Genomic DNA, 22,333 nt, shown 5'->3' on the forward strand with positions numbered 1-22,333 from the left:
GCGGGTGACCGCGGCCGCGCTCGTCATGGGCGCCGCCGGAACGTCAGCCGGGACCTACTCCTCCGTGCGGGGCTTGCGCGCGCGGACCACGGCGCCGTGCATGCCGTCCGCGACCTGGTGGGTGAACGTGACCTCGGCGTCGGTGAACCCGGCGGCCGCGAGCCCGTCGAGGTACTCCGCCCGGGACAGGGCGCCCGCGATGCACCCGACGTACGAGCCGCGCTCGGCGCGCTGCTCCGGGGTGAGGTGGTCCTCGGCGACGACGTCGGAGATCCCGACCCGACCGCCCGGCGCCAGCACGCGGAACGCCTCGGCCAGGACGGCCGGCTTGTCGGTGGACAGGTTCACCACGCAGTTGGAGATCACCACGTCCACGCTGCCGTCGTCGAGGGGCAGGTCCTCGATGGTGCCCTTGCGGAACTCCACGTTCGTCGCGCCGGCCTTGACCGCGTTGGCGCGGGCGAGGTCGAGCATCTCGTCGGTCATGTCCACCCCGTAGGCGAACCCCTCGGGACCCACCCGGCGGGCCGAGAGCAGCACGTCGATCCCCCCGCCGGAGCCCAGGTCCAGCACCCGCTCGCCGGGCTTCAGCTCCGCGACCGCCAGCGGGTTCCCGCAGCCCAGCGACGCCGCCAGCGCCTCCGCCGGGATGCTCACCGCGTCCTGGGCGTCGTACAGCCCGGCGCCGAACTTCTCGTCGACCGCGATCGCGTCCGGCGCACAGCTGCCGCCCCCGCAGCACCCCTCCGACTCCGCCTGCGTCTGGACCGCTGCCAGCGCGTACCGCTGGCGCACCTGCTCCCGCACGTCGTTCATTCCGTCCGCCTCCTCAGGCATCGACAACTATCAATGGACAAGATGGACCCACCCATCGACAGTTGTCAATGTCTGGGGCAGACTGGGCGCATGGCCCTCGATCTCCTGCCTCTCGTGCCCGCCTCGGGCGGAGCCTGCTGCACCCCGCTGAACCGCGACGCGATCACCGAGCAGGCCGCCGCCGGCCTCGCCCAGGTGCTCAAGGCCCTGGCCGACCCCACCCGCCTGCGCCTGCTCTCGCTCATCGCGTCCCACGACGGCGCCGAGGCGTGCGTCTGCGACCTCACCGAGCCGGTCGCGCTCAGCCAGCCCACGGTGTCGCACCATCTCAAGGTCCTGGTCGACGCCGGCCTGGTCACCCGAGACAAGCGCGGCGTCTGGGCCTACTACGCCCTGGTGCCCGGAGCGCTCGACGCGGTGACGCACCAGCTGGGCACGCACCTGACCGCGGGTGCGGCCGCATGAGGATCCTTCCCCTGACCGCCGAGCACTGGCCGGCGGTCGAGCGCATCTACGCCGCCGGGATCGCCACGGGGCACGCGACCTTCGAGTCCACCCCGCCCACGTGGGAGGCGTTCGACGCCGCGCGGCTCCCCGCCCACCGGCTCGTCGCGGTCGACGACGACGGCACCGTGCTGGGCTGGGCCGCCGCCGTGCCCGTCTCCGACCGGTGCGCGTACGCCGGGGTCATCGAGCACTCGGTCTACGTGGATCCCGCCGCGCAGGGCCGCGGCGTGGGGCGGACGCTGCTGAACGCGCTGCTGGAGAACGCCCGCGCGCAGGGGATCTGGACCGTGCAGTCCGGCATCTTCCCGGAGAACGCGCCGAGCCTGGCCGCGCACGGGGCGGTCGGCTTCCGGGTGGTCGGCACGCGCGAGCGCCTCGGCCGGATGACCTACGGACCGCTGGCCGACCAGTGGCGGGACGTCGTGCTCGTGGAGAAGCGCCTCTGACTCAGCGGTGGTGCGGCGGCACCGGGTAGAGCGTGTGCTCGGTGTGCTGCAGCACGTTGGTGACCAGCGCGGACACGTGCTCGTTGGCCTGCGTGTAGTAGATCGTCGTGCCCTCGCGGCGGGCGGTGACCAGGTGGCCGGCGCGCAGCTTGGCCAGGTGCTGGGAGATCGCGGGCGTGGGCCGGTCCAGCGCCTCGGCGAGCGCGGTCACGGACAGCTCCGTGCCGTCCAGCAGGGCGAGAACGGCGAGCCGAGTGCGGTCCGCGAGCAGGCGCAGGATGTCGACCGCGTGGTCGAGGTCGGCGGGGTCGGTGGCCATCGTCGTCATGATCGCAGGCTGGGCACGTGAGCGGGGGACGGCCACAGGAGCGTCGCGGTGAGGGTCGCGGCGGCTGCGACGACGGCCAGCGCGAGCGCGGCGACCTCGAGCCCCACCGTCCCCAGCCAGCCGGCGAGCGGGTAGGTGACCAGCCAGCACGCGTGCGACAGGGAGAACTGCGCGGCGAACGCCGCCGGCAGGTCCTCCGTGGGCACCTCGCGGCGCACGAGCCGGCCGACGGGGGTCTCCACCGCCGCCCAGCCGAGCCCGACGAGCACCCACAGCACGCTCACGGCGGCGAGGCTGTGCAGCGCGAACGGGATCACCGCGGTGGTGCCCGCCAGGAGCACCGCCCCGCCGAGCATCACGCGGCGCTCGGCGACACGTCGCAGCAGCCGCGGCAGCGTCAGCGCGGCCGCGATCGAGCCGAGCCCGTTGGCTGCGAGCACCAGCGCGACGACGCCGTCCCCGAGGCCGAGCTCCCCGCGCACGATCACCACGGTCTGCACCAGCACGTACGCCCCGGCGGCCGCCACCACGAGGTTGAGCGCGAGCACCGGCCGCAGCGCCGGCGTCCGCACGAACAGCGCGGCACCCCGCCGCACCTCGACCGTGAACCTCTCCTGGACGACGGGGACCCCGCGGGGCAGGACCACCGAGCCCACCAGCAGCGCGGACCCGGCGAACCCGGCGGCGGTCCCGACGAACAGCGCGTCGGAGGGCACGAGGAGCAGCAGCGCGGCCGCGAGCACGGGCGCGAGGACCGCCTCGAGGTCGTACGCCAGCCGGGACAGCGACAGCGCCGCGGTGTAGTCGTCCTCGTCAGGCAGGACCTGCGGGATCACCGACTGGAAGGTCGGGGTGAACGTGGCGGACGCCGCCTGCAGGACGAAGATCAGGACGAACACGTGCCAGACCTCGCCGACGAACGGCAGCATCGACGCGACCAGGAGCCGCACCACGTCCGCTCCGACGAGCACCGCGCGGCGGGGCAGCCGCGCCACCACGACGGCGGCCACCGGCGCGACGACGACGTAGGCGAGCATCTTGATCGCCAGCGCCGTGCCCAGCACCGAGCCCGCGTCGTCGCCAGCGAGGTCGTAGGCCAGCAGGCCCAGCGCGACCGTCGCCAGTCCGGTCCCCGCGAGCGCCACCACCTGGGCGGCGAAGAGTCGGCGGTAGGTGCGGTGCGCGAGCGGACGGAGCATGGATTCATTGTTGCGCATCTACGCAATCACGCATACCGCGGACGCGGGAGGGAGTAGACGGGCGCCACAGAGCGTTGGACCGGGCATGAGCGACACCGACTGGGTGGACCCGCGCACACAGATCCAGACCGTGGTGATGCTGGCCAACGGTCGGCTGGCCGGCCGGTCCTTCGCGAGCCGCGCGGAGGCGGAGGCCTGGGCCCGACCCGAGGAGGGCGACCAGGTCCTGGAGCGCAACCTGGTCTGCGACTGCGACATGTGAGGCGGGCGTCAGCCCGTCACGTGCGCGACCACCCGCTTGATCGTCTCCTCGTCGCGCAGGATCCGCCGGTGCCCCAGCCCGTCGCTCGTCACCAGCTCCGCGCCCGGCCAGGCGCGGGCGATCCGGGCGCCGTCCGCGTGGTCGGCCTCCTTGTCGTCGCGGTCGCTGAGGACCAGGGTCGGCGGGAGCGGGCGCACGGCGTTGGCCGCCCGCACGGGGATGTCGAGCTCGGCCAGCCGTCGCCCGGCGAGCGCCTCCATGCGGACGACGAACCGGTGCCGGGTCTGTTCGCTGAACCCGAGCGTGTGCGCGAAGCCGACGGTGTAGGTGGACGGGTCCGCCAGCGGGGTGACCAGCACGAGGCGCTCGGTCCGCGTGCCGTCCAGGACGGCGAGCGCGGCGGCCGCGGCACCCATGGAGTGGCCCACGACGGCGCGCGCCGGACCGTGGGCGGCGATCACGGTGTCGAGCGCGGACATCATCTCGGGCAGCGTCGTGCGCCGTCCGCCCAGGGCGCCCGGGCCGGAGTCGCCGTGGGCCGGTGCGTCGTAGGCGACCACGCGCAGGCCCGCCGCGACGAGGGGCTCCACGAGCGACCGCAGCTGGCCCCGGTGGCCGCCCCAGCCGTGCACCAGGTACACCGTCGGACCGTCGCCCCACACCTGTCCGGCGACCGGTCCCGTGCGGAACGCGGTGCCACCGGGGATGGCCGCCGGGTGCGCGGCGCGCGCCGGCGTGCACCACAGGCGCAGGGCACCGCGGGCGACGAGCTCGGGGGCCACGCGGTCGAGCGCACCCACGGCAGCCCGGACGAACGGAGGCGCCGGCGGCAACTGCGTACGAACGGTCGTGCTTTTTTCGGTCGGCGACGCGGTCATGACAGGTCCTCCTGGAGACGTCAGCGCACGAGCGACTGCATGAGCCGCTCGAAGGTGAACCGGGTGCGGGACTCGGCTGCGGGGTCGCGCAGCAGCCGGAACGCGTGGAAGTGGGCCAGCATCAGCCCGTGCAGGTCGTGCGAGAACTGCTCAGGCGCCAGGTCGTCGCGGAACGCCCCGTCCTTGGCCCCCGAGCGGTACATCTGGGCGAGCGACTCGACCAGGTCCCAGTGGTCCCGGACCAGCTGGTCGCGCACCGGTCCGGGCTGGTCGTCGAACTCCGTCGCCGCCGAGACGAACAGGCAGCCCGCCGCGCCGGACGAGGACGTGACCAGCCACCGCTCGAACAGCGTGCGCACGCGCGGCTCACCGCGGGGCGCCGCGAGCGCCGGGCGGATCACCTGGTCGACGAAGTGCTCGCGGGCGCTGGCCAGGACGGCCAGCTGCAGGGCCTCCTTCGAGCGGAAGTGCGCGTACAGCCCCGACTTGGACAGCCCGGTGGCCGACGCCAGCGTGCCGATGGTCAGGCCGGCGACGCCGAGCCGACCGGCGATCTCGACCGCCTGGTCGATCACCGCCTGCCGCGTGTCGTCCCCCTTGCCCATGCGACATGAATAGCACGATCGTGCGCTCGCCGTACAGAGAACCCTCCGGGCCGGACGGCCCAGGCCGAGTCGGCCCCCGCGCGCTAGCGTCGACGTCCATGGCGCTTCTCGACGGCAAGACGATCCTGGTGACCGGTGTGCTCACGGAGGGCTCGATCGCGTTCCACGTGGCCCGGCTGGCCCAGGAGCAGGGCGCGCAGGTGGTGCTCACGTCGTTCGGGCGCCAGCAGCGCCTGACCGAGGTGATCGCGCGGCGCCTCCCCGCCCCGGCCCCGGTGGTCACGCTCGACGTGACCTCGGCCGAGGACCTCGCCGCCCTGGCCGCGGCGGTCGGCGAGCACGCCGGCACGCTCCACGGGGTAGTCCACTCGATCGGCTTCGCGCCGCAGGCCGTGCTCGGGGGCCACTTCCTCGAGGGCGCATGGGCCGACGTGGCCACCGCCCTGGAGATCTCGGCGTACTCGCTCAAGGCGCTGGCCGTCGCCGCGCAGCCGCTCATGGTCCGGGGCAGCTCGGTGGTCGGCCTGACGTTCGACGCGACCGTCGCGTGGCCGGTCTACGACTGGATGGGCGTGGCCAAGGCGGCGCTGGAGTCCACGTCCCGTTACCTCGCCCGCGACCTCGGCCCCGACGGCATCCGGTGCAACCTCGTCGCCGCCGGCCCGATCCGGTCCACCGCGGCCAAGGCGATCCCCGGCTTCGAGGCGATCGAGGGCGGCTGGGACGAGCGGGCGCCGCTGGGCTGGGACGTCGGCGACGCCGACCCGACCGCCCGCGCCGTGGTCGCCCTGCTGTCGGACTGGTTCCCGGCCACCACCGGCGAGATCGTGCACGTCGACGGCGGCGTCCACGCCATGGGGATGTGACCGGGGCCGTAGGTCCCGGGCGTCCGACCCGCCCGACACCTACGGTTGCGTAACTTACGCTTCCGTAGGTCTGGAGAGGTTCGATGCCGACAGCCCCGCGCACGACGTCCCTGCGCCGAGCGCTCCCGACGATCATCCAGGGCGGGATGGGCGTCGCGGTCTCGTCGTGGCGCCTGGCGTCGGCGGTCGCCCGTCGCGGGCAGCTGGGCGTCGTGTCCGGCACCGCGCTGGACCTCGTGCTCGCCCGACGGCTGGAGGACGGGGACCTGGACGGCTCGGCCCGCCGTGCGATGGCCGCGTTCCCCGTGCCGGCCGTCGTCGAGCGCGTCCTCAAGCGGCACCTGCGCACCGGCGGGCGGGCCGCGGGGATCGCGTACACCCCCGTCCCCCGGCTGAGCATGCGCCCGAACCGGGGCGTCCAGGAGCTGACCGTGCTGGCCAGCTTCGTCGAGGTGTGGCTGGCCAAGGAGGGACACGACGGACCGGTCGGCATCAACTGCCTGGAGAAGGTCCAGCTGGCGATGCCGGCGGCGGTGTACGGCGCCATGCTCGCCGGCGTCGACGCGGTGCTGGTCGGCGCCGGCATCCCCCGTCACCTGCCGCACCTGCTCGACGAGCTCGCCGCCCACCGCCGCACGCGCCTGCCCGTCGACGTGGCGGGCGACCCGGGCGGCGACCACGGCGTCGAGATCGATCCCGCGGACCTGCTCGGCCCCGACCTGCCCGACCTCCACCGCCCGATGTTCCTCGCGATCGTGTCGAGCGAGGTCCTCGCGTCCTACCTGACCCGTGACCCGGCGATCCGCCCCGACGGGTTCGTCATCGAGGGGCCTCGCGCCGGCGGTCACAACGCACCGCCGCGCGGCCGCCCCGTGCGCGACGAGCGCGGTCAGCCGGTGTTCGGCGTGCGGGACCAGGCGGACGTCGCCAAGGTCGCCGCGGTCGGTCTGCCGTTCTGGCTCGCCGGCTCCCTGGGTACTCCCGAGGCGGTCCGCGAGGCCGTGGCTGCCGGCGCGACCGGCGTCCAGGTGGGCACCGCCTTCGCGCTCAGCTCCGACTCGGGCCTGACCGACGCGCTGCGCGAACGCCTCCTGGCGCTGCTGCGCGCCGGGGAGCTCGAGGTGCTCACCGACGGGGACGCCTCCCCGACGGGCTTCCCGTTCAAGGTCGCCCAGCTGACCGGCACGCTGTCGGACGCCGCCGTCCGCAGCGCGCGGCCGCGCCTCTGCGACCTGGGCTACCTGCGGTCGCCCTACCTCAGGGACGACGGCCGTGTCGGGTTCCGCTGCCCCGCGGAGCCGGTCGCGATGTACGTCAAGAAGGGCGGCACGGAGCAGGACACCGAGGGGCGGGCGTGCCTGTGCAACGCGCTGTCCGCCGACGTCGGCCTCGGCCAGACCCGGCCGGACGGGCGCGAGGAGGAGGCGCTGGTCACCCTCGGCACGGACCTCGACGGCGCCGGGCGGCTGGCGGAGCTGCACCCCGACGGCTGGTCCGCGGACCAGGTGCTCGACTGGCTGCTCGAGCCCGCGCTGTAGCCCTTGGTCCCGGTCGCGGTCGGCACGCCCGGGTCATACTCGGCGGGAGCCCGTCACCCACCTCGGAGGACCCCATGACCACGCAGCACGTCGAGATCTCGACCGGCACGACCGCTCCGGCCGAGGCGCACGTGTGCGGCTGCGGCCACGCGACCGACGAGGAGATCGTGCTCGACGCGCGCACGCTCCCCCGCCCGATCCGCCACGCGGCAATCCGCGGTGCGTTCGGTGCGATCCCTGTCGGCCAGTCCATGGTCCTCGTGGCGCCGCACAAGCCGGTCCGGCTGCTCGCCGAGCTCGAGCAGGACGCGGCCGGCGCGCTGACCTTCGAGTTCCTGCTCGACGAGCCCACCGAGTGCCGGGTCCGCCTGACCCGCGTCTAGACCGCCATCAGCGCGACGCCCAGCGCCGCGGCTCCCACGCAGAGCAGCACGGAGCCGACGGCGTTGGCCGTCGCGCGGCGCAGCTCGCCGGCCTGGACCAGCCGGACGGTCTCCACCATCGCGGTGGAGAACGTGGTGTACCCGCCGCAGAACCCGGTCGCCGCGACGGCCAGCCACGTCGGACCGAGACCGCGGTAGAGGTGCGCGCCAGCGAGCAGGCCGATGAGCAGCGAGCCCGTCACGTTGACCACCAGGGTGGCCAGCGGGAAGACCCGGGTCCCACGGGTGCGCAGCGCGCCGTCGACGACGAAGCGCGTGGCCGCGCCGATCCCGCCGAGCACCACGACGAGCAGCAGGGTCATCGCGCCTCCCGCCGGCGGTGGTGCTGGGAGGCCAGCGCGACGCCCGCCAGGCACGCCAGCAGGCCGAGGACCACGCTGAGGACCCCGTAGAGGGCCCCCAGGAGGACCTGGTCCGCGGCCAGCAGCCGCTCGATCTCCAGGGCCAGGGCGCTGAACGTGGTGAATCCGCCCAGCACCCCGGTGCCCGCGCCGAGCCGGACCAGCTGCCCGCGTCGCGACTCCGACCCGCGGCGCAGCAGGGCCTCCAGGAGCAGCCCGAGCAGGAACGACCCGAGCAGGTTCTCGACGAAGGTCGCCGTCGGCCATCCGCCGGGCGCCGAGCCCAACCAGTGCGTCATCCCCCAGCGCGCCGCCGTGCCCACCGCTCCGCCCAGCGCCACGACCCCGACCAGCCGGGGGTCCAGGTGCGCCGGCCGCGTCACCGGCGCTCCTCGCCGGTCAGGGGGACGATCGTCACGGGCAGCGGCTGCGTGTGCGCGAGGTGCCCCGCGGTCGAGCCGCCGACCAGGTGGTTCATCCAGCCGCCGAGCCCGGGACGTCGGCTGCCGACGACGATCATCGTCGCGCCCGTCTCCCGCCCCACGCGTGCCAGCTCACGGGACGCCTCGCCGACCGTGTAGAGGAACCGCCACGCCACGTCGACGCCCTCCAGGTGGCGGGCGACCTCGGCAGCCACGGCGGCCTCCTCGGCCACGTCGTCCGACGGGTCGGCGTGGTCGGGGTCGAGCGGGGTGGTGACCAGGGTGCCGTCCGGCTCCCGCGCGACGAAGGTCCGGGCGGCGTCGGACCACACGCAGACGAGGTCGGCGCCGAGCGCGCTCGCCAGGGCCGCCGCCTGCCGCAGGACCGCCGAGGGCTGCCGCGGGAGCACGCCGACGACGACGGTGCGGGCGCCGGGCGTCGGCACGCCGTGCCACGCGTGCGGGGCGGACCGGGTCACCCGCCGAGGCTACGCGGGAACAGCCCCCGGCTCGTGGAGGTTGCGGTGACCCATGACCACTATCGGATTCATCGGCGCCGGGCACATCGGCGGGACGCTCGCGCAGCTGGCGATCGCCCACGGCTACGACGTCGTCGTCAGCAACTCCCGGGGTCCGCACACCCTGACCGACCTGGTGCTCCAGCTGGGCGACCGCGCGCGGGCCGCCACCGCGACCGAGGCCGCCGCGGCCGGCGACGTCGTCGTCGTGACCATCCCGACGAAGAACATCGCGGACGTCCCCGTCGAGCCCCTGGCCGGCAAGGTCGTCATCGACACCAACAACTACTACCCGCAGCGCGACGGCCGGATCGAGACGCTGGACAACGAGGTCACGACCGTCTCGGAGCTGCTCCAGACGCACCTGCCCGAGTCGCACGTCGTCAAGGCGTTCAACCACATCATGTTCAGCGACCTCGCCACGCAGGGCGTCCCGGCAGGCACTCCGGACCGTCGGGCGCTGGCCGTCGCGGGCGACTCCGACGAGGCGCGGACCGCCGTCGCACAGCTGGTCGACGAGCTCGGCTTCGACGCGGTGGACGTCGGCCCCCTGTCGGAGGGCTGGCGCTACCAGCGCGACACCGAGGCCTACGTCCAGCGGTACGACGCCGACGGCCTGCGCACCGCCCTGTCGAACGCCGTGCGCTACCGGGACATGTGAGTGCAGGACGGCCTGCGCTCCCCTCGCTGCGCAGGCCGTCCGAGGGCAAGGAGTCGGCCGGCGGGCCGCGGATACACGCATATCTGCTCGCTCGCGCCGGTGCGCGGTCGTACGGTCCGGCTCATGGACCTGCCACGGCACCACACCATCCGCGAGAGCAGCCACCGGATCCTCGACCCGTTCACGGACGAGCAGCTGGCCACCCTCGGCCGCGCCCTGCGCCTCGACCCCGGTGCGCGGCTGCTGGACCTCGCCTGCGGGAAGGGCGAGCTCCTGTGCACCTGGGCACGGGACCACGGGACGGTCGGGACCGGGGTCGACCTCAGCACGGTGTTCGTCGCCGCGGCACGGGAGCGTGCGGCGGCCCTCGGCGTCGACGTGACGTTCGTGCAGGGTGACGCGTCGGGGTACGTCTCCGACGAGCCGGTGGACGTGGCGTCCTGCGTCGGTGCGACGTGGATCGGTGGCGGCGTCGTCGGCACGCTCGACCTGCTGGCTCGGTCGCTCGAGCCGCGGGGCATCGCGCTGGTCGGGGAGCCGTTCTGGCGCGCCGGTCCGCCCGGCGAGTTCCTGTCGCTGCCCGACCTCGTCCGGCAGGTCGGCGACGCCGGCTGGGACCTGGTGGAGATGGTGCTGGCCGACGAGCACAGCTGGGACCGGTACGTGGCCGCGCAGTGGCTGAACCTCCGCCGGTTCCTCGACGAGCACCCCGACGACGAGCTGGCGCCGGCGTTCCGCGAGGAGCTGGCCACCGCACCCCTGGACTACGTGACGAACCAGCGGCCGAACCTCGGCTGGGGCGTCCTCGCGCTGGTCCGGCGGCACTGATGGACGCCTCCGCGGTGCGCGGCTACTACGCCGCCAGGAGCGAGCACGAGCGGGACCGGTTGCTCTCGCCCGAGGGGCTGCTGGAGCGGGTGCTGACCACCCGCCTGCTGGAGCCGCACCTGGGTGCCCCAGGGCGGGCGCTCGACCTGGGCGGCGGCACCGGTCCGTACTCGGTGTGGCTGGCCGAGCTCGGCTGGGACGTCTCGCTGGCGGACCTGTCCCCCGAGCTGCTGGCGATCGCCGAGTCGTCGCTGCCGCCGGGCACCGTGCAGGAGGTCGTCGAGATCGACGCCCGGGACCTGTCGCGCTGGGCCGACGGCACGTTCGACGCCGTCCTGTCCCTCGGGCCGATGTACCACCTGACCACGGCCGTCGACCGTGCGCGGGCCGCGACCGAGCTGGCCCGCGTCACCCGCCGCGGCGGGCTCGTCGCCGTCGCACTCATGCCGCGGTACGTGTCCGTGCGCCGGCTGCTGTCGCTGCCCGACGAGCGGTGGCAGCTGGCCGACCCCGCGTTCCTCGACCGCCTGCTCGACGACGGCGTCTTCGAGAACGCGGTGCCCGACCGGTTCACGCACGTCTACGGCGTCGAGCCGCGGGACGTCGCGCCGTTCTTCGCGGCGTACGGGTTCGACCCGGTGCTCCTGGGCTCGACCCACGGGTTCCTCACCGGCGTCGAGGACGGTCTCGAGGAGCTGCGCGTCGAGCTGCCCGCCGCGTACGGCCGGCTCCTCGACCGCCTCGTCGCGACCGCGTCGGACCCGGGTGTGCTCGCCACCGCCGGGCACCTGCTCTACGTCGGGCGCAAGATCGGCGTCCGTGCCGACACAGTCCGGGTATGAGGCGCGCACTGGCCACGATCGTCACGATCGTCGCCCTCGCCGGCTGCAGCACCCCTCCCGAGCCGCTCCCCCCGGCGCCGACGGCGTCGCGCGCACCCGCACCGACGGTCGTCCAGACGACGTTCGCGCTGTACACGCACTGCGGCATCCGCGAGCTGACCTACGCCGGCGCTTGGTACGAGCGGCAGGGCGGCACGCTCGACGACGGCTCCGGGAACCCACCGGCCGGCTGGGGCAACCCGACCCACGAGGGCCTGCTCACCGTGACCGGCGACGTGGCCGTGTTCACCGACCTCGACGGCCACGAGGAGCACTTCGACCTGCGGCCCGGCGCGGACGAGCCCCTGCAGGTCTGCGACTAGTCAGGAGCCGACGAGCCCCGACTCGTAGGCGGTGATCACCAGCTGGACCCGGTCGCGGCAGCCGAGCTTGCGCAGCGCCTCCGACACGTGGGACTTCACCGTCGGCTCCGCGATCCACAGCTCCGCGCCGATCTCCGCGTTGGACAGTCCACGCGCCACCGCGCGCAGGATCTCCAGCTCGCGCGGCGTCAGGTCGGTGATGCCGCGCGCCGGGACGGGTGACGACGCCCGCGAGGTGAAGTCCTCGACCAGCCGCCGCGTGACCGTGGGGCCCAGCAGCATCGAGCCGTCCGCGACCATCCGGACCGCCTCGACCAGCCGCGGCGCGGTGACGTCCTTGAGCAGGAACCCGCTGGCGCCGGCGCGCAGGGCGTCGTAGACGTACTCGTCCAGGTCGAACGTGGTGAGGATGAGCACGCGCGTCGCCGGGTGGTCGGCGGTGATCCGGGCGGTCGCCGCGATCCCGTCGACGTGGGGCATCCGCACGTCCACCACCGCGACGTCGGGCTTCTCGGCCGCGACCATCGCCAGGAGCTCGCGGCCGTCGTTGGCGGCACCGACCACCTGCAGGTCGGGAGCGGCTGCGAGGATCGCCGCGAAGCCGAGCAGGACCACCGGCTGGTCGTCCGCGACCACGACCCGGGTCACACCGGCACCGCGACGTCCAGCACGAACTCCTTGTCGACCACCACGGCCGTCATGGTGCCACCCAGCGCCTCGACGCGTTCGCGCATCCCGATCAGACCGCGGCCCGGTTCCGCCCCGCGGTCCGCGGGGTTGGTCATCCGGAAGCCGACGGCGTCGGCGGTCTGCGTCCGGCGCACCGTCGTCCGCGTTCCCGCGGCGTGCCGACGGGCGTTGGTCAGGCCCTCCTGCACCGCGCGGTAGAGCACGTAGCCCGTGGCCGGCGGGACGTCGTGCCACCCGCCGCTGAGGTCCACCGGCTGACCGGCCGCGACCGCGCTGGCCACCAGGTCGTCCACGTCGCACGCGGTCGGCTGGGGCGTGCGCTCGCCCTCGCCGGACGTGCGCTGCAGGACGACGAGCACCTGCCGCAGCTCGGTGAGGGCCTCGCGGGCGTCGGTCGCGATCGCGGCCAGGACCTCGCGGGCGTCGTCGTTCAGGTCCGGGTGCAGGAACGGGGCCGACTCCGCGCGGACCGCGACCAGGGACACGTGGTGGGCGACGACGTCGTGCAGGTCCCGGGCGAGGCGGGCGCGCTCCCCGGCCAGGGACTCGACCTGGAGGGCACGCCGCTCCGCCGCGACGACCCCGGCCTCGCGCAGCCGCGAGCGCTGGACGGAGCCGACGAGCGCCACGGTGCCGACCGTGACGACGACCGCCAGCCCGTAGGCGACGAAGGTGGCGACCTCGAAGCCGTCACCGGTCCCGGACGTCACAGCACCGATGGGCAGGTAGGCCGGTGACTCGGTGCTGCAGTACCAGAGGATGACGAGGGTGGCGGCGACCACCGGCACGACCGCACGCACGAGCCCGTCGAGGGCCGCCAGGGCCGCGATCGCCAGGATCCCCAGCCACCACCCCCAGACGAAGCCGCCGCTCCAGGGCATGGCGGTGAACGGCAGGAGGGCCAGGGCCGTCGCCCACAGGGGCCAGCGGCGCCCCAGGAGCACCCCGGTCACGACGCACAGGCCGGCCACCACGGCGTACCCGCCCGAGGCCGCTCCCGCCATGTACGCCACGTTGCCCACGATGAACGCGAACCCGCTCACCGACGGCGTCATCAGCAGCAGCGCCCCGACCACCGTCGCGACGGCGACCGACGGCACCCAGGCGTTCCAGCGCACCGTCACGGCCGGTCGCGCCCGCACGATCACCGCTGTGGCCATGCCGACATCCTTGCCGCTCCCGGACCCGCGCCACCTCAGCCGCGCGGCGGAGATCGGCGCATGATGGGACCGCCACCCGATCGCCCCTCGAGGAGCTTCCCTGTGCCCCTGACCGTCCCCGCCCTGCTCACCCCGTCCGCCGGCGCACCCTTCGAGCGCGGCACCGTCGAGCGCCGGGATCTCGGCGAGCACGACGTGCTCCTCGACATCGCCTACGCCGGCATCTGCCACTCCGACATCCACCAGGCGCGCGAGGAGTGGGGCCGGGCGAGGTTCCCGATGGTCCCGGGCCACGAGATCGCCGGCACCGTGTCCGCGGTCGGGTCGGGCGTCACCCGGCACGCCGTCGGCGACCGCGGGGGCATCGGCTGCTTCGTCGACTCCTGCCGCGAGTGCGAGATGTGCCTGGCCGGCGAGGAGCAGTTCTGCCTGCGCGGCAACGTCGGCACCTACAACAGCAAGGCGTACGACGGCAGCCCCACCTACGGCGGCTACTCGACCCAGATCGTGGTCGACGAGAACTACCTGCTGCGCATCCCGGACGGCATCGCGCTGGACGTGGCCGCGCCGCTGCTGTGCGCAGGGATCACCCTCTACTCGCCGCTCAAGCACTGGGGCGCCGGACCCGGCACGCGCGTGGCCATCGTCGGCATGGGCGGGCTCGGGCACATCGGCGTGCAGCTGGCGCACGCGCTCGGCGCCGAGGTCACCGTGCTCAGCCAGTCGCTGTCCAAGCAGGCGGACGGCCTCGCCCTGGGCGCCGACCACTACTACGCGACGAGCGACCGCCAGACGTTCCGGGACCTGCGACGCTCGTTCGACCTGATCATCAGCACCGTCGGCGCGGACATCGACGTCGACGCGTACCTGTCGCTGCTGCGGTTCGAGGGGTCGCTCGTGTTCGTGGGGCTGCCGGAGAAGCCGCAGTCGTTCCGCGTCTTCTCGCTCACGGCCGCTCGTCGGAACCTGTCCGGGTCCAACATCGGCGGCATCCGCGAGACCCAGGAGATGCTCGACTTCTGCGCGGAGCACGGCATCGGCTCGATGATCGAGACGATCACGGCCGACGAGGTGGACAAGGCCTACGAGCGCGTGGTGGCCAGCGACGTCCGCTACCGCTTCGTCATCGACACGTCCACGATCCCTGCCGGCTGACCCCGCCCCCCCGGCGGCCGCGAACTCGTCACCTGCGGCCGAGCTCGTCAGCTGCAACCACCGTGCTCGGCCGGGAGTGACGAGCTCGGCGCCTACGGTGGGGACGTGGATGCCATCAACCCGACCGCGGTGCCGCTCGTCGGGCGGGTGATCCTGTCGCAGGACTGGGTGCGGGTCAGCTTTCTGCACTGGCGGGTGCCGTCCGAGGCGGTGGCGCCACTGCTGCCCGCCGGGACGCGTCCCGACACGTTCGACGGGTCCTCCTGGGTGGGGTTGATCGCGTTCCAGATGGCGCGGTTCACCCTGGTGCCCGGGCCGGCTCTGCCGTACATCGGCGACTTCCCGGAGATCAACGTGCGGCTCTACACGGTCGACGACGAGGGCCGTCGGGGCGTGCTGTTCCGGTCGCTGGAGGCGTCGCGGGTGCTCACGGTGCTGGGCGCGCGGACGGTGATGAACGTGCCGTACGAGTGGGCGCGGATGTCGATCCGGCGTGCCGGCGACGCGATCGACTATCGCTCGACGCGGCTCACGGGGAGCAGGCCGTCGTCGCGCATCGTGGTGCGGCCGTCGTCGGAGCTGGTCACCGACGACCCGCTGGCCGAGTTCCTCACCGCGCGATGGGGCATGCACACGGTGCTGCGCGGCCGGACGCGGTTCGTGCCCAACGAGCACGAGTCGTGGCCGCTGCGGCGCGCGACGCTGGTGTCGCTGGACGACGAGCTGGTCTCCGCCGGCGGCCTGCCGGGAGTCACCGACCGGGCGCCGGACTCGGTGCTCTACTCACCGGGCGTGCACGCCCAGTTCGCGATGCCGCTCTAGTCCCTCGCCGCGAGCGCCTCGCGCAGGATCCGGACGGCCTTCGGGCCGACGCCGTGCAGCCGCAGGAGGTCGTCGAGGTCCCGGTCGCGGAGGTCGTCGAGCGTGGTGATGCCCGCCAGCGCGAGCGCACGGGTGGCGGGCATGCCGATCCCCGGGACCAGAGGTTCCATGATTCGAGGTTCGCACAGACCGACGGCACCCCGCAGCAGTGCCACGGGGTGCCGTCGGTCGGTGGTGCGTCAGCTCTCGGGCGTCGCGTCGCCGGCCAGGATCAGGTACAGGTCCCGGCGCGCACGGTCGAGGACCTCGAGCGCCTTGGTCGCCTGCTCGTCCGTGCCGGTGCGGGCGACCTGGTGGGCCGCCGCGCCGAGCGCCTCGAGGGCACCGCGCAGCGCGCGACCCGGCGAGGCGGGCCGGCTCGCGGCGTCCTCCCAGGGGCTGCCGAGCTGCTCGGCGTTCTCGGTGACGTAGGTGCCGCCCGCCTCGGTGAGCGTGGCCATCTTGCGGCCAGACTCGGCGGTGATGGCCACCAGACCCTCGTCCTCGAGCAGGTTGAGCGCGGGGTAGATGGCGCCCGGGCTGGGGCGCCACGTGCCGCCCGACCGCTCGCTGATCTGCTGGATCAGCTGGTAGCCGTGCATCGGCTCCTCGGCGAGGAGCAGCAGGATCGCGGCGCGGATGTCACCGCGACCGGCGCGACGGCCGGGGCCGCGGCCGCCGAAGCCGGGACCGCCGAACCCGCGCGGTCCGCCGGGTCCGAACCCGGGGCCGAAGCCGCGTCCTCGGTGGTGCTCGTGCGGCTCGTGCGGGAACGCGCCGCGGGGGCCGCCGCGCCGGGGGTCGAAGCCTTCCTCGTAGGGAACCTCGGGGAAGTCGCCGCGACGGCGGCGGGTGTCGGACGACGGGGAGTGGGGGTGTCGCATGGGGTGTCGCATGGGATGTCTCCTTGAGGATGTGGTCCGCCGAGCCGGTGCGGCCCTGTCACGGATCCGGGAGAACGTCTCGACCGGATGACTCAAAGATATATCGTCGATAGATCTTTGACAACCCCTAGCGATACATCGATCTCAGAGCCGCGCCAGCACCGCCCCACCGTGCACCCCGAGCACCTGCCCGGTCGTCCAGCCGGCGTCCGGCGACGCCAGGTAGGCGACCGCGGCCGCGATCTCCTCGACCGTGCCCGCCCGGCCCATGGGCACCCGCGCCAGCCGCCGCTGGTACTCGGCGTCGTCCAGGCGCCCCGCCCAGAACTCGGTCTCCGGCACGAACCCGGGTGCGACGGCATTCACCGTGATCCCGTCGGCGGCCACCGCGGCGGCCGTCCCGGTGACCCACGAGTTGATCGCCGCCTTGGCGGCACCGTACGAGCCGGCTCCCCGCAGCGCGGCCACCGAGCTCATCGCGACGATCCGGCCGCCGGGCCGCGGCATCGCCGGCAGGAGCGCCTCGCCGAGCAGCACGGTGGTGAGGACGTTGAGCCGGAACTCCTCGGTCCACATCCGCGCCGTGGCGGTCAGGTCGTCGCCGGTCCGCTCGAGCGACCCGCCCGCGTTGAGCACCAGCACGTCGACGGACCCGAGCCTGTCCGCGAGCGCCTCGACCTCCGCCGGCTCGCGCAGGTCGGCCACCTCGACGCGCATGACGCCGGCCGCCGTCTCCTCGAGCACCTCGCGCCGTCGCCCGACGATCACCACGTCGTCGCCGTCGGCCGCCAGCCGTCGCGCCACCGCGCGTCCGATCCCCGTCCCGCCGCCGGTCACCACCGCAGTCCTCATCGGCCCACCGAACACCCGGGACCGGCGCGTTGTCGATCAGATCCGCTGCGCGAGCTGGATCAGGTTCCCGCAGGTGTCGTCGAGCGTCGCGACGCTCACCGGTCCCATGTCCGTCGGCGGCTGCACGAACCGCACCCCGAGCGAGGTCAGCCGCTCGAACTCGGCCGCGAGGTCGTCGACGCCGAAGGACGCCGCCGGGATCCCGTCCTCGACCAGTGCCGCCTTGAACGGACCGACCGCGGGGTGGCCGCTGGGCTCCAGCAGCAGCTCGACGCCGTCCGGCGCGGCGGGGGACACGACGGTCAGCCAGCGGTCGTCGCCGCCGAGCGGGATGTCGTTCTTCGGCAGGAAGCCGAGCACGCCGGTGTAGAAGTCCAGCGCCTTCTGCTGGTCGTCGACGAACACGCTGGTCACGGTGAGGCTGATCATGAGGACTCTCCTTCGTCGGGGACGGGCCACCGCGACGCGATCTCCCGCAGTGGTGTGGTGTCGAGGTGGTGGAACTTGTAGCGGCCCTCGCGGCGGACCGTGACCAGGCCGGCATCCTGCAGCACGTCGAGGTGCTGCGAGACGGCCTGCCGGGTGGACCCGAGCCCGTGCCGCATGGTCAACCGGGTGCACAGCTCGAACAGCGACTGCCCGTCGCGGTCCTGGAGCTCGTCGAGGATCGCGCGGCGCGTGGCGTCGGCAAGGGCCTTGAAGACGTCGGCTGCCACGGCTTCTTTATAGGCAAGTAGTCACTTGCCTGTCAAGAGGTGTCGATTCCGGGGACCCTCGCGCGTCATGACCCAGACAGGCACAGTGGGCGCATGAGGGAGATGACGACATGACTGACCGGTGGACACTTCTGCTCTGGGGCGACGAGGACTTCTGGGAGAACGCGTCGCCGCAGGTCCAGGAGCGCGCGATGGGCGAGCACGGCGCGTTCTCGGAGGCGTGCGAGCAGCGCGGCTACCGCATCCTCGGCGGTGAGGAGCTCGGGCTCTCGAAGAACGCGATCACCGTGCGCCCCGACGGCCATGTCACCGAGGGCCCGTACGTGGAGCTGGCCGAGCACCTCGGCGGCTACTACGTGATCGAGACCGACGACGTCCAGGGTCTGGCCCGGCTCGCCGGCGAGCACCTGCTGACCGACGGTGGCGGCATCGAGCTGCGGCCCGTCGTGGTGCACGACGCATGAGCGCGAAGACGTTCGTCCTGCTCATGTACGCCGCCGAGGGCGACTGGGACGCGGCCGACGAGGCGACCAAGGCCGAGTACTACCGCCAGCACGGCGACTACGACGACCAGGCCGCCGACTTCGGCGTGACGTTCCTGGCCAGCGAGGCGCTCCAGTCGGTGACCACGGCCGTCACCCTGCGACGCTCCGGCGACGACGCGCAGATCACCGAGGGCCCCTTCGCCGAGACGGTCGAACAGCTCGGTGGCTTCTACCTGGTCACCGCGCCCAGCCGGGAGGCCGTGCTGCGCCACGCGATGCTGCTGCCGGAGTACACGATCGAGGTCCGCGAGATCATGCAGATGTGATCTGTCGATCCCCGCGGCACCCGGGCGTCATCGGGGCAGCGGGACGCACCGGGCGTCCTTCGAACCTCAGGAGCTGACATGGCCGAGTTCACCGTCGTCCTCTACCGCGACGACGCCCAGGACGACGCGCTGACCGACGAGCAGCGGGAGCGCGCGTGGGCCGCGCACGAGGGGTTCCAGCGGCACTGCGCGGACCAGGGCTGGGAGATCGTCGCGACGAGGGCCCTCGGGGCAGCGGCCCGGGCACGCTCGCTGCGGTCCGACGGGCGCGCCGGGGTGGTCGTCAGCGACGGACCGTACGCCGAGACCGCGGAGCAGGTGGCCGGGTTCTACCTGGTCGCCCGCACGTCGCTGGACGCGCTCACCGAGGCGGCCCGCGCCCTGGTGCTCAACGGGGAGTCCGTCGAGATCCGGCGGACCGTGAAGTTCGTGGACGGCGTCGCGGTGGAGAGCGGCGACGCGGTACCGACCGTGTCGGCGTCGTGAGGTTCGTCGTCCTCGCGTTCGGCTCCGCGGAGCTGCCCGCCGGGATCACACTGGGGTCCGTGGACACGGCGACGTCGGTGCACGACCGCGCCCTGCGGGACGGGGCGTTCGACGGTCCGACGGCTGCGCTGACCGGCCTCCAGGTCCTCGACGCCTCGGACCTGGACGCGGTGCTGGACGCCCTCCCGCCGACCGGCACGTTCGAGGTGCGACCCGCTTGGTGACTGCCTCCGACACCGCCCTGGCCGACGCCTGGCGAGACCACTGGTCCCGCCTGATCGGCCTGCTCATCGGCCAGTTCGGGCGGCCCGACCTCGCGGAGGACGCCGTCTCCGACGCCTTCGAGTCGGCCGCCAGGCACTGGCCGACGGACGGGGTGCCGACGAGCACCGGTGCGTGGCTGCTCACCGCCGCGCGCCGCCGGGTCCTCGACCGCCTGCGCTCGGAGGCGGTGCAACGCCGGAAGGAGCCCCTGATGGTGGTCGACGACGAGATGCGCGCCGCCGCCGCGGCCGCCGTCGACCCCGGCGCCCACGTAGCCGACGAGCAGCTCCGGCTGATCTTCGCCTGCTGCCACCCCGCCATCGCGCCCGACGACCGCGTCGCCCTGACCCTGCGGTTCGTGGTCGGCCTCACCACCGCGGAGATCGGCCGGCTCCTGCTCGTCCAGGAGTCCACCATGGCCGCCCGGCTGACCCGCGCGAAGAAGCGGCTGGCGTCCTCGGGCATCCCGTTCGCGACGCCCCCGGCCGCGCGGCTGGACGAACGCCTGGACGTCGTCGCGACCGTCGTGTACCTAGCGTTCACCTCCGGCTACCACCCCGGCGACGGCGACGTCCCCCTGCGCGTCGACCTCGGCGACGAGGCGATCCGGCTGCTGCGCGTGCTCGACTCCCTGCTGCCCGGGCGCGCGGTGGTCCGCGCCCTGCTCGCGCTCCTGCTCCTGCAGCACTCGCGCCGCGACACCCGCCTGGACGCGACCGGCGCCCTGGTCCTCCTGCCCGACCAGGACCGCACCCGCTGGCACCGCGACGAGATCGCCGAGGGAGTCGCCCTGCTGGAGTCCCTGGACCGCACGGGCTCCCGCCCCACCGCACCCTCGATCCCCACCAACACCGCCGCACCCACCGCGCCCTCTGGGCGAGCCGCCGCCGCCCCGCCGCCGCCGGGCCACCAGACCCGGCTCGCCCTGGAGTACCGGCTGCAGGCGCTCATCGCCGCCGAGCACGCGACCGCACCCTCGTCGGCAGCCACCCACTGGTCGGTGATCGCGGACCTGTACGCCCAGCTCGAGTCGCTCACCGGGTCCCCGGTGGTCCGGCTGGCCCGCGCGGTGGCGGTGTCGGAGGCGTCGGGCCCGGAGGCGGGGCTCGAGCTGCTGGAGGGCCTCGACGACGCCCTCCCGCGCCACCACCGGCTCCCGGCGGTCCGCGCGGAGCTCCTCACCCGCGCCGGCCACCGCGACGCAGCAGCGGCCGCCTACCGCACAGCCCTGACCCTGGTGACGAACCCGACAGAACGCACCCACCTCCAGTCCCGCCTAGCGGCCCTGAACGACTGATCCCCGCCCGCCCGCCCGAATGGGTCAGCTCCTCCGAACTCGTCAGTTCCCGCCGAGCTCGTCAGTTGCAGCTGACGAGTTCGCCCGCGACTGACGAGTTCGGCGCGGCGTGAGCCGGGCTGGGGGATCGGGGTGAGGCGTCCACAGGGGTGTTGTCGGGTCGCGCCTGTGGACTGGAGTGCGTCCGGACGCGGGTGGGGCGCGAGCCTCGGGGGATGAGTCGCCGCGCTAGTGATCGGCAGCGGTCGTCGGCCGTGACGCTGCCCACCGTCCAGCTCGCTCGGGACACGCCGCCGGACGTCCTGCGTGCACGGGAGCGGTCGAACGAGTGGGAGCGCATCGCGCGGGGCGTCTACCTCCCGGGTGATCGCGGACCGACGCCGCACCGGCGACGGGACGTCGCACTCGGACGGCTGGTCGGCATCCACGACCGGCTCACCACCGAGCACTGGTTCAGCCACGAGTCGGCGGCGATGCTCTGGGGACTGCCGCTGTGGATGACACCCGCGCGAGTCCACCTGATGCAGCGCCACACGGCGGGTTCGGGCCGCGACCCCGGGGTCGCCCACCACCCGCTGGTGCCGCCGTCGGACCAGCGGGGGTCAGCCGCCGGCCTTCCGGTGACGTCACTCGAGCGGACCGTCGTCGACTGCGCGTCGACCCTTCCGCCCCTCCAGGGCCTCGTCGTCGCCGATGCCGCCGTCCGCGCGGGAGCGGATCGGGAGACGATCGAGCGGATCCTGTCGGCGCGCGGCGGCCAGCGAGGGGTCGTGCGAGCTCGAGCCGTGATCGCGCTGGCCGACGACGGCGCGGAGTCACCGGGCGAGTCAGCAGCCCGGTTCGTCGTCGTCCGCGACGGATTCCCCGTCCCGCGCACGCAGGTACCCGTCGCCACGCGGCTGGGCACCTTCTGGTCCGACATGGGGTGGGAGGAGTGGCGGCTGGTCCTGGAGTACGACGGCCGTCCGAAGTACGACGATCGGGCGACCGAGGCGTTCATCCAGGAGAAGCGTCGCCACGACGCCATCCTCGAAGCCGGCTGGAGAGCGATCCGCGCGACGAAGGAGGACCTGTCCGGCACGACGCTCGTACGCCGCCTGCGCCCCCTGATCCCCGCACACCTGGCAGCAACCCTCCGCCCGCGCCGTGACCTCCGCGGCTGAACGCCGAACTCGTCAGTTGCGGTCGAACTCGTCTGCTGCAGCTGACGAGTTCGGCGTGAACCCACGAGTTCGGCGTCGGGCGGGCGCGGGCGGGCGCCGGGGGGGGGGCGGGGGGGGGCCGGCGGCGGGGGG

General features: G+C 73.8%; 33 protein-coding genes. 18 read left to right on the top strand and 15 right to left on the bottom strand.

Annotated elements, in window-relative coordinates; all coding sequences use genetic code 11:
• Positions 1 to 54: 54 nt before the first annotated feature.
• Positions 55 to 816, bottom strand: a complete 762-nt coding sequence (gene arsM / locus RYN42_RS13055) for an arsenite methyltransferase (RefSeq protein ID WP_315096819.1) — start codon at positions 814 to 816, stop codon at positions 55 to 57.
• A gap of 90 nt (positions 817 to 906) precedes the next feature.
• Here arsM and RYN42_RS13060 point away from each other — a divergent pair, with 90 nt between their 5' ends.
• Positions 907 to 1,281, top strand: coding sequence for a metalloregulator ArsR/SmtB family transcription factor (locus tag RYN42_RS13060; protein WP_315096766.1), 375 nt, complete (start codon positions 907 to 909; stop codon positions 1,279 to 1,281).
• Entirely contained in the window at positions 1,278 to 1,769 is a 492-nt protein-coding gene (locus tag RYN42_RS13065) for a GNAT family N-acetyltransferase (RefSeq protein ID WP_315096768.1), read from the top strand. The genes RYN42_RS13060 and RYN42_RS13065 overlap by 4 nt, the downstream gene beginning before the upstream one ends.
• Before the next feature lies 1 nt (position 1,770).
• Here RYN42_RS13065 and RYN42_RS13070 read toward each other — a convergent pair whose 3' ends face one another.
• Entirely contained in the window at positions 1,771 to 2,097 is a 327-nt protein-coding gene (locus tag RYN42_RS13070) for a metalloregulator ArsR/SmtB family transcription factor (RefSeq protein ID WP_315096770.1), read from the bottom strand.
• A complete protein-coding gene (locus tag RYN42_RS13075) occupies positions 2,094 to 3,296 on the bottom strand; it encodes an MFS transporter (RefSeq protein ID WP_315096772.1) in 1,203 nt (400 codons plus the stop codon). The genes RYN42_RS13070 and RYN42_RS13075 overlap by 4 nt, the downstream gene beginning before the upstream one ends.
• 85 nt (positions 3,297 to 3,381) lie before the next feature.
• On the opposite strand from RYN42_RS13075, the gene RYN42_RS13080 reads away from it, so the two are divergent.
• On the top strand, positions 3,382 to 3,558 hold the full coding sequence (locus RYN42_RS13080; RefSeq protein WP_315096774.1) for a hypothetical protein: 177 nt from the start codon (positions 3,382 to 3,384) through the stop codon (positions 3,556 to 3,558).
• An 8-nt stretch (positions 3,559 to 3,566) separates the two neighbouring features.
• On the opposite strand, the gene RYN42_RS13085 is transcribed toward RYN42_RS13080, so the two are convergent.
• Together RYN42_RS13085 and RYN42_RS13090 are read right to left on the bottom strand one after the other, a co-directional pair.
• Positions 3,567 to 4,340, bottom strand: coding sequence for an alpha/beta fold hydrolase (locus tag RYN42_RS13085; protein WP_315096776.1), 774 nt, complete (start codon positions 4,338 to 4,340; stop codon positions 3,567 to 3,569).
• 116 nt (positions 4,341 to 4,456) lie between these two features.
• On the bottom strand, positions 4,457 to 5,041 hold the full coding sequence (locus tag RYN42_RS13090) for a TetR/AcrR family transcriptional regulator (RefSeq protein ID WP_315096777.1): 585 nt from the start codon (positions 5,039 to 5,041) through the stop codon (positions 4,457 to 4,459).
• A 98-nt stretch (positions 5,042 to 5,139) separates the two neighbouring features.
• Here RYN42_RS13090 and fabI point away from each other — a divergent pair, with 98 nt between their 5' ends.
• From fabI to RYN42_RS13105, 3 genes are all read left to right on the top strand, one after another.
• Complete coding sequence (gene fabI / locus RYN42_RS13095) at positions 5,140 to 5,907, top strand: enoyl-ACP reductase FabI (protein ID WP_315096779.1); 768 nt, start codon at positions 5,140 to 5,142, stop codon at positions 5,905 to 5,907.
• An 83-nt stretch (positions 5,908 to 5,990) separates the two neighbouring features.
• Entirely contained in the window at positions 5,991 to 7,445 is a 1,455-nt protein-coding gene (locus RYN42_RS13100; RefSeq protein ID WP_315096781.1) for a nitronate monooxygenase, read from the top strand.
• 74 nt (positions 7,446 to 7,519) lie between these two features.
• The gene (locus tag RYN42_RS13105; RefSeq protein ID WP_315096784.1) at positions 7,520 to 7,828 is read left to right on the top strand and encodes a DUF2249 domain-containing protein; all 309 of its coding nucleotides are present in this window, start codon (positions 7,520 to 7,522) and stop codon (positions 7,826 to 7,828) included.
• Here the strand turns inward: RYN42_RS13105 and RYN42_RS13110 are convergent.
• Genes RYN42_RS13110 through RYN42_RS13120 form a run of 3 tightly spaced genes read right to left on the bottom strand, consistent with a single transcriptional unit; the run spans position 7,825 to position 9,130 of the window.
• Positions 7,825 to 8,190 (bottom strand): CrcB family protein, encoded by a 366-nt coding sequence (locus RYN42_RS13110; protein WP_315096786.1) that lies wholly within the window; start codon positions 8,188 to 8,190, stop codon positions 7,825 to 7,827. The genes RYN42_RS13105 and RYN42_RS13110 overlap by 4 nt on opposite strands.
• Positions 8,187 to 8,612 carry a CrcB family protein gene (locus tag RYN42_RS13115; RefSeq protein WP_315096788.1) on the bottom strand — a complete coding sequence of 142 codons (426 nt, stop codon included), beginning with the start codon at positions 8,610 to 8,612 and terminating at the stop codon, positions 8,187 to 8,189. The genes RYN42_RS13110 and RYN42_RS13115 overlap by 4 nt, the downstream gene beginning before the upstream one ends.
• Positions 8,609 to 9,130 carry a universal stress protein gene (locus RYN42_RS13120; RefSeq protein ID WP_315096789.1) on the bottom strand — a complete coding sequence of 174 codons (522 nt, stop codon included), beginning with the start codon at positions 9,128 to 9,130 and terminating at the stop codon, positions 8,609 to 8,611. Before RYN42_RS13120 ends, RYN42_RS13115 begins: the two co-directional genes overlap by 4 nt.
• A gap of 52 nt (positions 9,131 to 9,182) precedes the next feature.
• On the opposite strand from RYN42_RS13120, the gene RYN42_RS13125 reads away from it, so the two are divergent.
• From RYN42_RS13125 to RYN42_RS13140, 4 genes are all read left to right on the top strand, one after another.
• Positions 9,183 to 9,830, top strand: coding sequence for an NAD(P)-binding domain-containing protein (locus RYN42_RS13125; protein ID WP_315096791.1), 648 nt, complete (start codon positions 9,183 to 9,185; stop codon positions 9,828 to 9,830).
• Positions 9,831 to 9,953: 123 nt separating this feature from the next.
• Positions 9,954 to 10,658 carry a class I SAM-dependent methyltransferase gene (locus RYN42_RS13130; protein ID WP_315096792.1) on the top strand — a complete coding sequence of 235 codons (705 nt, stop codon included), beginning with the start codon at positions 9,954 to 9,956 and terminating at the stop codon, positions 10,656 to 10,658.
• Positions 10,658 to 11,500 (top strand): class I SAM-dependent methyltransferase, encoded by an 843-nt coding sequence (locus tag RYN42_RS13135; RefSeq protein WP_315096794.1) that lies wholly within the window; start codon positions 10,658 to 10,660, stop codon positions 11,498 to 11,500. Before RYN42_RS13130 ends, RYN42_RS13135 begins: the two co-directional genes overlap by 1 nt.
• Entirely contained in the window at positions 11,497 to 11,862 is a 366-nt protein-coding gene (locus RYN42_RS13140) for a hypothetical protein (protein ID WP_315096796.1), read from the top strand. Before RYN42_RS13135 ends, RYN42_RS13140 begins: the two co-directional genes overlap by 4 nt.
• Here RYN42_RS13140 and RYN42_RS13145 read toward each other — a convergent pair whose 3' ends face one another.
• Both RYN42_RS13145 and RYN42_RS13150 read right to left on the bottom strand, forming a co-directional pair.
• The gene (locus RYN42_RS13145) at positions 11,863 to 12,510 is read right to left on the bottom strand and encodes a response regulator transcription factor (protein WP_315096798.1); all 648 of its coding nucleotides are present in this window, start codon (positions 12,508 to 12,510) and stop codon (positions 11,863 to 11,865) included. It lies immediately after the preceding gene.
• Positions 12,507 to 13,712: a histidine kinase gene (locus tag RYN42_RS13150; RefSeq protein ID WP_315096800.1), complete on the bottom strand. Its 1,206-nt coding sequence runs from the start codon at positions 13,710 to 13,712 to the stop codon at positions 12,507 to 12,509. The genes RYN42_RS13145 and RYN42_RS13150 overlap by 4 nt, the downstream gene beginning before the upstream one ends.
• A gap of 63 nt (positions 13,713 to 13,775) precedes the next feature.
• Between RYN42_RS13150 and RYN42_RS13155 the strand changes: the two genes are divergently transcribed.
• Positions 13,776 to 14,867 carry an NAD(P)-dependent alcohol dehydrogenase gene (locus RYN42_RS13155; protein ID WP_399552490.1) on the top strand — a complete coding sequence of 364 codons (1,092 nt, stop codon included), beginning with the start codon at positions 13,776 to 13,778 and terminating at the stop codon, positions 14,865 to 14,867.
• 105 nt (positions 14,868 to 14,972) lie between these two features.
• Positions 14,973 to 15,689 carry a DUF2071 domain-containing protein gene (locus tag RYN42_RS13160; RefSeq protein WP_315096801.1) on the top strand — a complete coding sequence of 239 codons (717 nt, stop codon included), beginning with the start codon at positions 14,973 to 14,975 and terminating at the stop codon, positions 15,687 to 15,689.
• On the opposite strand, the gene RYN42_RS13165 is transcribed toward RYN42_RS13160, so the two are convergent.
• The 5 genes from RYN42_RS13165 to RYN42_RS13185 form a co-directional block, all read right to left on the bottom strand.
• Positions 15,686 to 15,859: a helix-hairpin-helix domain-containing protein gene (locus tag RYN42_RS13165; RefSeq protein ID WP_315096803.1), complete on the bottom strand. Its 174-nt coding sequence runs from the start codon at positions 15,857 to 15,859 to the stop codon at positions 15,686 to 15,688. The two genes, RYN42_RS13160 and RYN42_RS13165, sit on opposite strands and share 4 nt — an antisense overlap.
• Before the next feature lie 69 nt (positions 15,860 to 15,928).
• On the bottom strand, positions 15,929 to 16,624 hold the full coding sequence (locus RYN42_RS13170; RefSeq protein ID WP_315096805.1) for a PadR family transcriptional regulator: 696 nt from the start codon (positions 16,622 to 16,624) through the stop codon (positions 15,929 to 15,931).
• Positions 16,625 to 16,756: 132 nt separating this feature from the next.
• Complete coding sequence (locus RYN42_RS13175) at positions 16,757 to 17,464, bottom strand: SDR family oxidoreductase (RefSeq protein ID WP_315096807.1); 708 nt, start codon at positions 17,462 to 17,464, stop codon at positions 16,757 to 16,759.
• A 36-nt stretch (positions 17,465 to 17,500) separates the two neighbouring features.
• Positions 17,501 to 17,893, bottom strand: coding sequence for a VOC family protein (locus RYN42_RS13180; RefSeq protein ID WP_399552486.1), 393 nt, complete (start codon positions 17,891 to 17,893; stop codon positions 17,501 to 17,503).
• Positions 17,890 to 18,180, bottom strand: a complete 291-nt coding sequence (locus tag RYN42_RS13185; protein ID WP_315096809.1) for a metalloregulator ArsR/SmtB family transcription factor — start codon at positions 18,178 to 18,180, stop codon at positions 17,890 to 17,892. Before RYN42_RS13185 ends, RYN42_RS13180 begins: the two co-directional genes overlap by 4 nt.
• 110 nt (positions 18,181 to 18,290) lie before the next feature.
• Here RYN42_RS13185 and RYN42_RS13190 point away from each other — a divergent pair, with 110 nt between their 5' ends.
• The 6 genes from RYN42_RS13190 (at position 18,291) to RYN42_RS13215 (ending at position 22,201) form a co-directional block, all read left to right on the top strand.
• Positions 18,291 to 18,644, top strand: a complete 354-nt coding sequence (locus tag RYN42_RS13190) for a YciI family protein (RefSeq protein ID WP_315096811.1) — start codon at positions 18,291 to 18,293, stop codon at positions 18,642 to 18,644.
• Positions 18,641 to 18,991: a YciI family protein gene (locus RYN42_RS13195; protein ID WP_315096812.1), complete on the top strand. Its 351-nt coding sequence runs from the start codon at positions 18,641 to 18,643 to the stop codon at positions 18,989 to 18,991. Before RYN42_RS13190 ends, RYN42_RS13195 begins: the two co-directional genes overlap by 4 nt.
• Positions 18,992 to 19,069: 78 nt before the next feature.
• Entirely contained in the window at positions 19,070 to 19,477 is a 408-nt protein-coding gene (locus tag RYN42_RS13200) for a YciI family protein (RefSeq protein WP_315096813.1), read from the top strand.
• The gene (locus RYN42_RS13205; protein ID WP_315096814.1) at positions 19,474 to 19,701 is read left to right on the top strand and encodes a hypothetical protein; all 228 of its coding nucleotides are present in this window, start codon (positions 19,474 to 19,476) and stop codon (positions 19,699 to 19,701) included. The genes RYN42_RS13200 and RYN42_RS13205 overlap by 4 nt, the downstream gene beginning before the upstream one ends.
• Complete coding sequence (locus tag RYN42_RS13210; protein WP_399552488.1) at positions 19,695 to 21,038, top strand: RNA polymerase sigma factor; 1,344 nt, start codon at positions 19,695 to 19,697, stop codon at positions 21,036 to 21,038. Before RYN42_RS13205 ends, RYN42_RS13210 begins: the two co-directional genes overlap by 7 nt.
• Positions 21,039 to 21,292: 254 nt before the next feature.
• Positions 21,293 to 22,201 (top strand): hypothetical protein, encoded by a 909-nt coding sequence (locus RYN42_RS13215; RefSeq protein WP_315096817.1) that lies wholly within the window; start codon positions 21,293 to 21,295, stop codon positions 22,199 to 22,201.
• The last annotated feature ends 132 nt before the right edge of the window (positions 22,202 to 22,333 follow it).

This window comes from uncultured Cellulomonas sp., assembly GCF_963527515.1.
Classification (GTDB): Bacteria; Actinomycetota; Actinomycetes; order Actinomycetales; family Cellulomonadaceae; genus Cellulomonas.

Coding starts and splice junctions, on each gene's coding strand:
- arsM (WP_315096819.1), bottom strand. CDS start 816: ATGAACGACGTGCGGGAGCAGGTGCGCCAGCGGTACGCGCTGGCAGCG.
- RYN42_RS13060 (WP_315096766.1), top strand. CDS start 907: ATGGCCCTCGATCTCCTGCCTCTCGTGCCCGCCTCGGGCGGAGCCTGC.
- RYN42_RS13065 (WP_315096768.1), top strand. CDS start 1,278: ATGAGGATCCTTCCCCTGACCGCCGAGCACTGGCCGGCGGTCGAGCGC.
- RYN42_RS13070 (WP_315096770.1), bottom strand. CDS start 2,097: ATGACGACGATGGCCACCGACCCCGCCGACCTCGACCACGCGGTCGAC.
- RYN42_RS13075 (WP_315096772.1), bottom strand. CDS start 3,296: ATGCTCCGTCCGCTCGCGCACCGCACCTACCGCCGACTCTTCGCCGCC.
- RYN42_RS13080 (WP_315096774.1), top strand. CDS start 3,382: ATGAGCGACACCGACTGGGTGGACCCGCGCACACAGATCCAGACCGTG.
- RYN42_RS13090 (WP_315096777.1), bottom strand. CDS start 5,041: ATGGGCAAGGGGGACGACACGCGGCAGGCGGTGATCGACCAGGCGGTC.
- fabI (WP_315096779.1), top strand. CDS start 5,140: ATGGCGCTTCTCGACGGCAAGACGATCCTGGTGACCGGTGTGCTCACG.
- RYN42_RS13100 (WP_315096781.1), top strand. CDS start 5,991: ATGCCGACAGCCCCGCGCACGACGTCCCTGCGCCGAGCGCTCCCGACG.
- RYN42_RS13105 (WP_315096784.1), top strand. CDS start 7,520: ATGACCACGCAGCACGTCGAGATCTCGACCGGCACGACCGCTCCGGCC.
- RYN42_RS13110 (WP_315096786.1), bottom strand. CDS start 8,190: ATGACCCTGCTGCTCGTCGTGGTGCTCGGCGGGATCGGCGCGGCCACG.
- RYN42_RS13125 (WP_315096791.1), top strand. CDS start 9,183: ATGACCACTATCGGATTCATCGGCGCCGGGCACATCGGCGGGACGCTC.
- RYN42_RS13130 (WP_315096792.1), top strand. CDS start 9,954: ATGGACCTGCCACGGCACCACACCATCCGCGAGAGCAGCCACCGGATC.
- RYN42_RS13135 (WP_315096794.1), top strand. CDS start 10,658: ATGGACGCCTCCGCGGTGCGCGGCTACTACGCCGCCAGGAGCGAGCAC.
- RYN42_RS13140 (WP_315096796.1), top strand. CDS start 11,497: ATGAGGCGCGCACTGGCCACGATCGTCACGATCGTCGCCCTCGCCGGC.
- RYN42_RS13150 (WP_315096800.1), bottom strand. CDS start 13,712: ATGGCCACAGCGGTGATCGTGCGGGCGCGACCGGCCGTGACGGTGCGC.
- RYN42_RS13155 (WP_399552490.1), top strand. CDS start 13,776: ATGGGACCGCCACCCGATCGCCCCTCGAGGAGCTTCCCTGTGCCCCTG.
- RYN42_RS13165 (WP_315096803.1), bottom strand. CDS start 15,859: ATGGAACCTCTGGTCCCGGGGATCGGCATGCCCGCCACCCGTGCGCTC.
- RYN42_RS13170 (WP_315096805.1), bottom strand. CDS start 16,624: ATGCGACACCCCATGCGACACCCCCACTCCCCGTCGTCCGACACCCGC.
- RYN42_RS13175 (WP_315096807.1), bottom strand. CDS start 17,464: ATGAGGACTGCGGTGGTGACCGGCGGCGGGACGGGGATCGGACGCGCG.
- RYN42_RS13180 (WP_399552486.1), bottom strand. CDS start 17,893: ATGATCAGCCTCACCGTGACCAGCGTGTTCGTCGACGACCAGCAGAAG.
- RYN42_RS13190 (WP_315096811.1), top strand. CDS start 18,291: ATGACTGACCGGTGGACACTTCTGCTCTGGGGCGACGAGGACTTCTGG.
- RYN42_RS13195 (WP_315096812.1), top strand. CDS start 18,641: ATGAGCGCGAAGACGTTCGTCCTGCTCATGTACGCCGCCGAGGGCGAC.
- RYN42_RS13200 (WP_315096813.1), top strand. CDS start 19,070: ATGGCCGAGTTCACCGTCGTCCTCTACCGCGACGACGCCCAGGACGAC.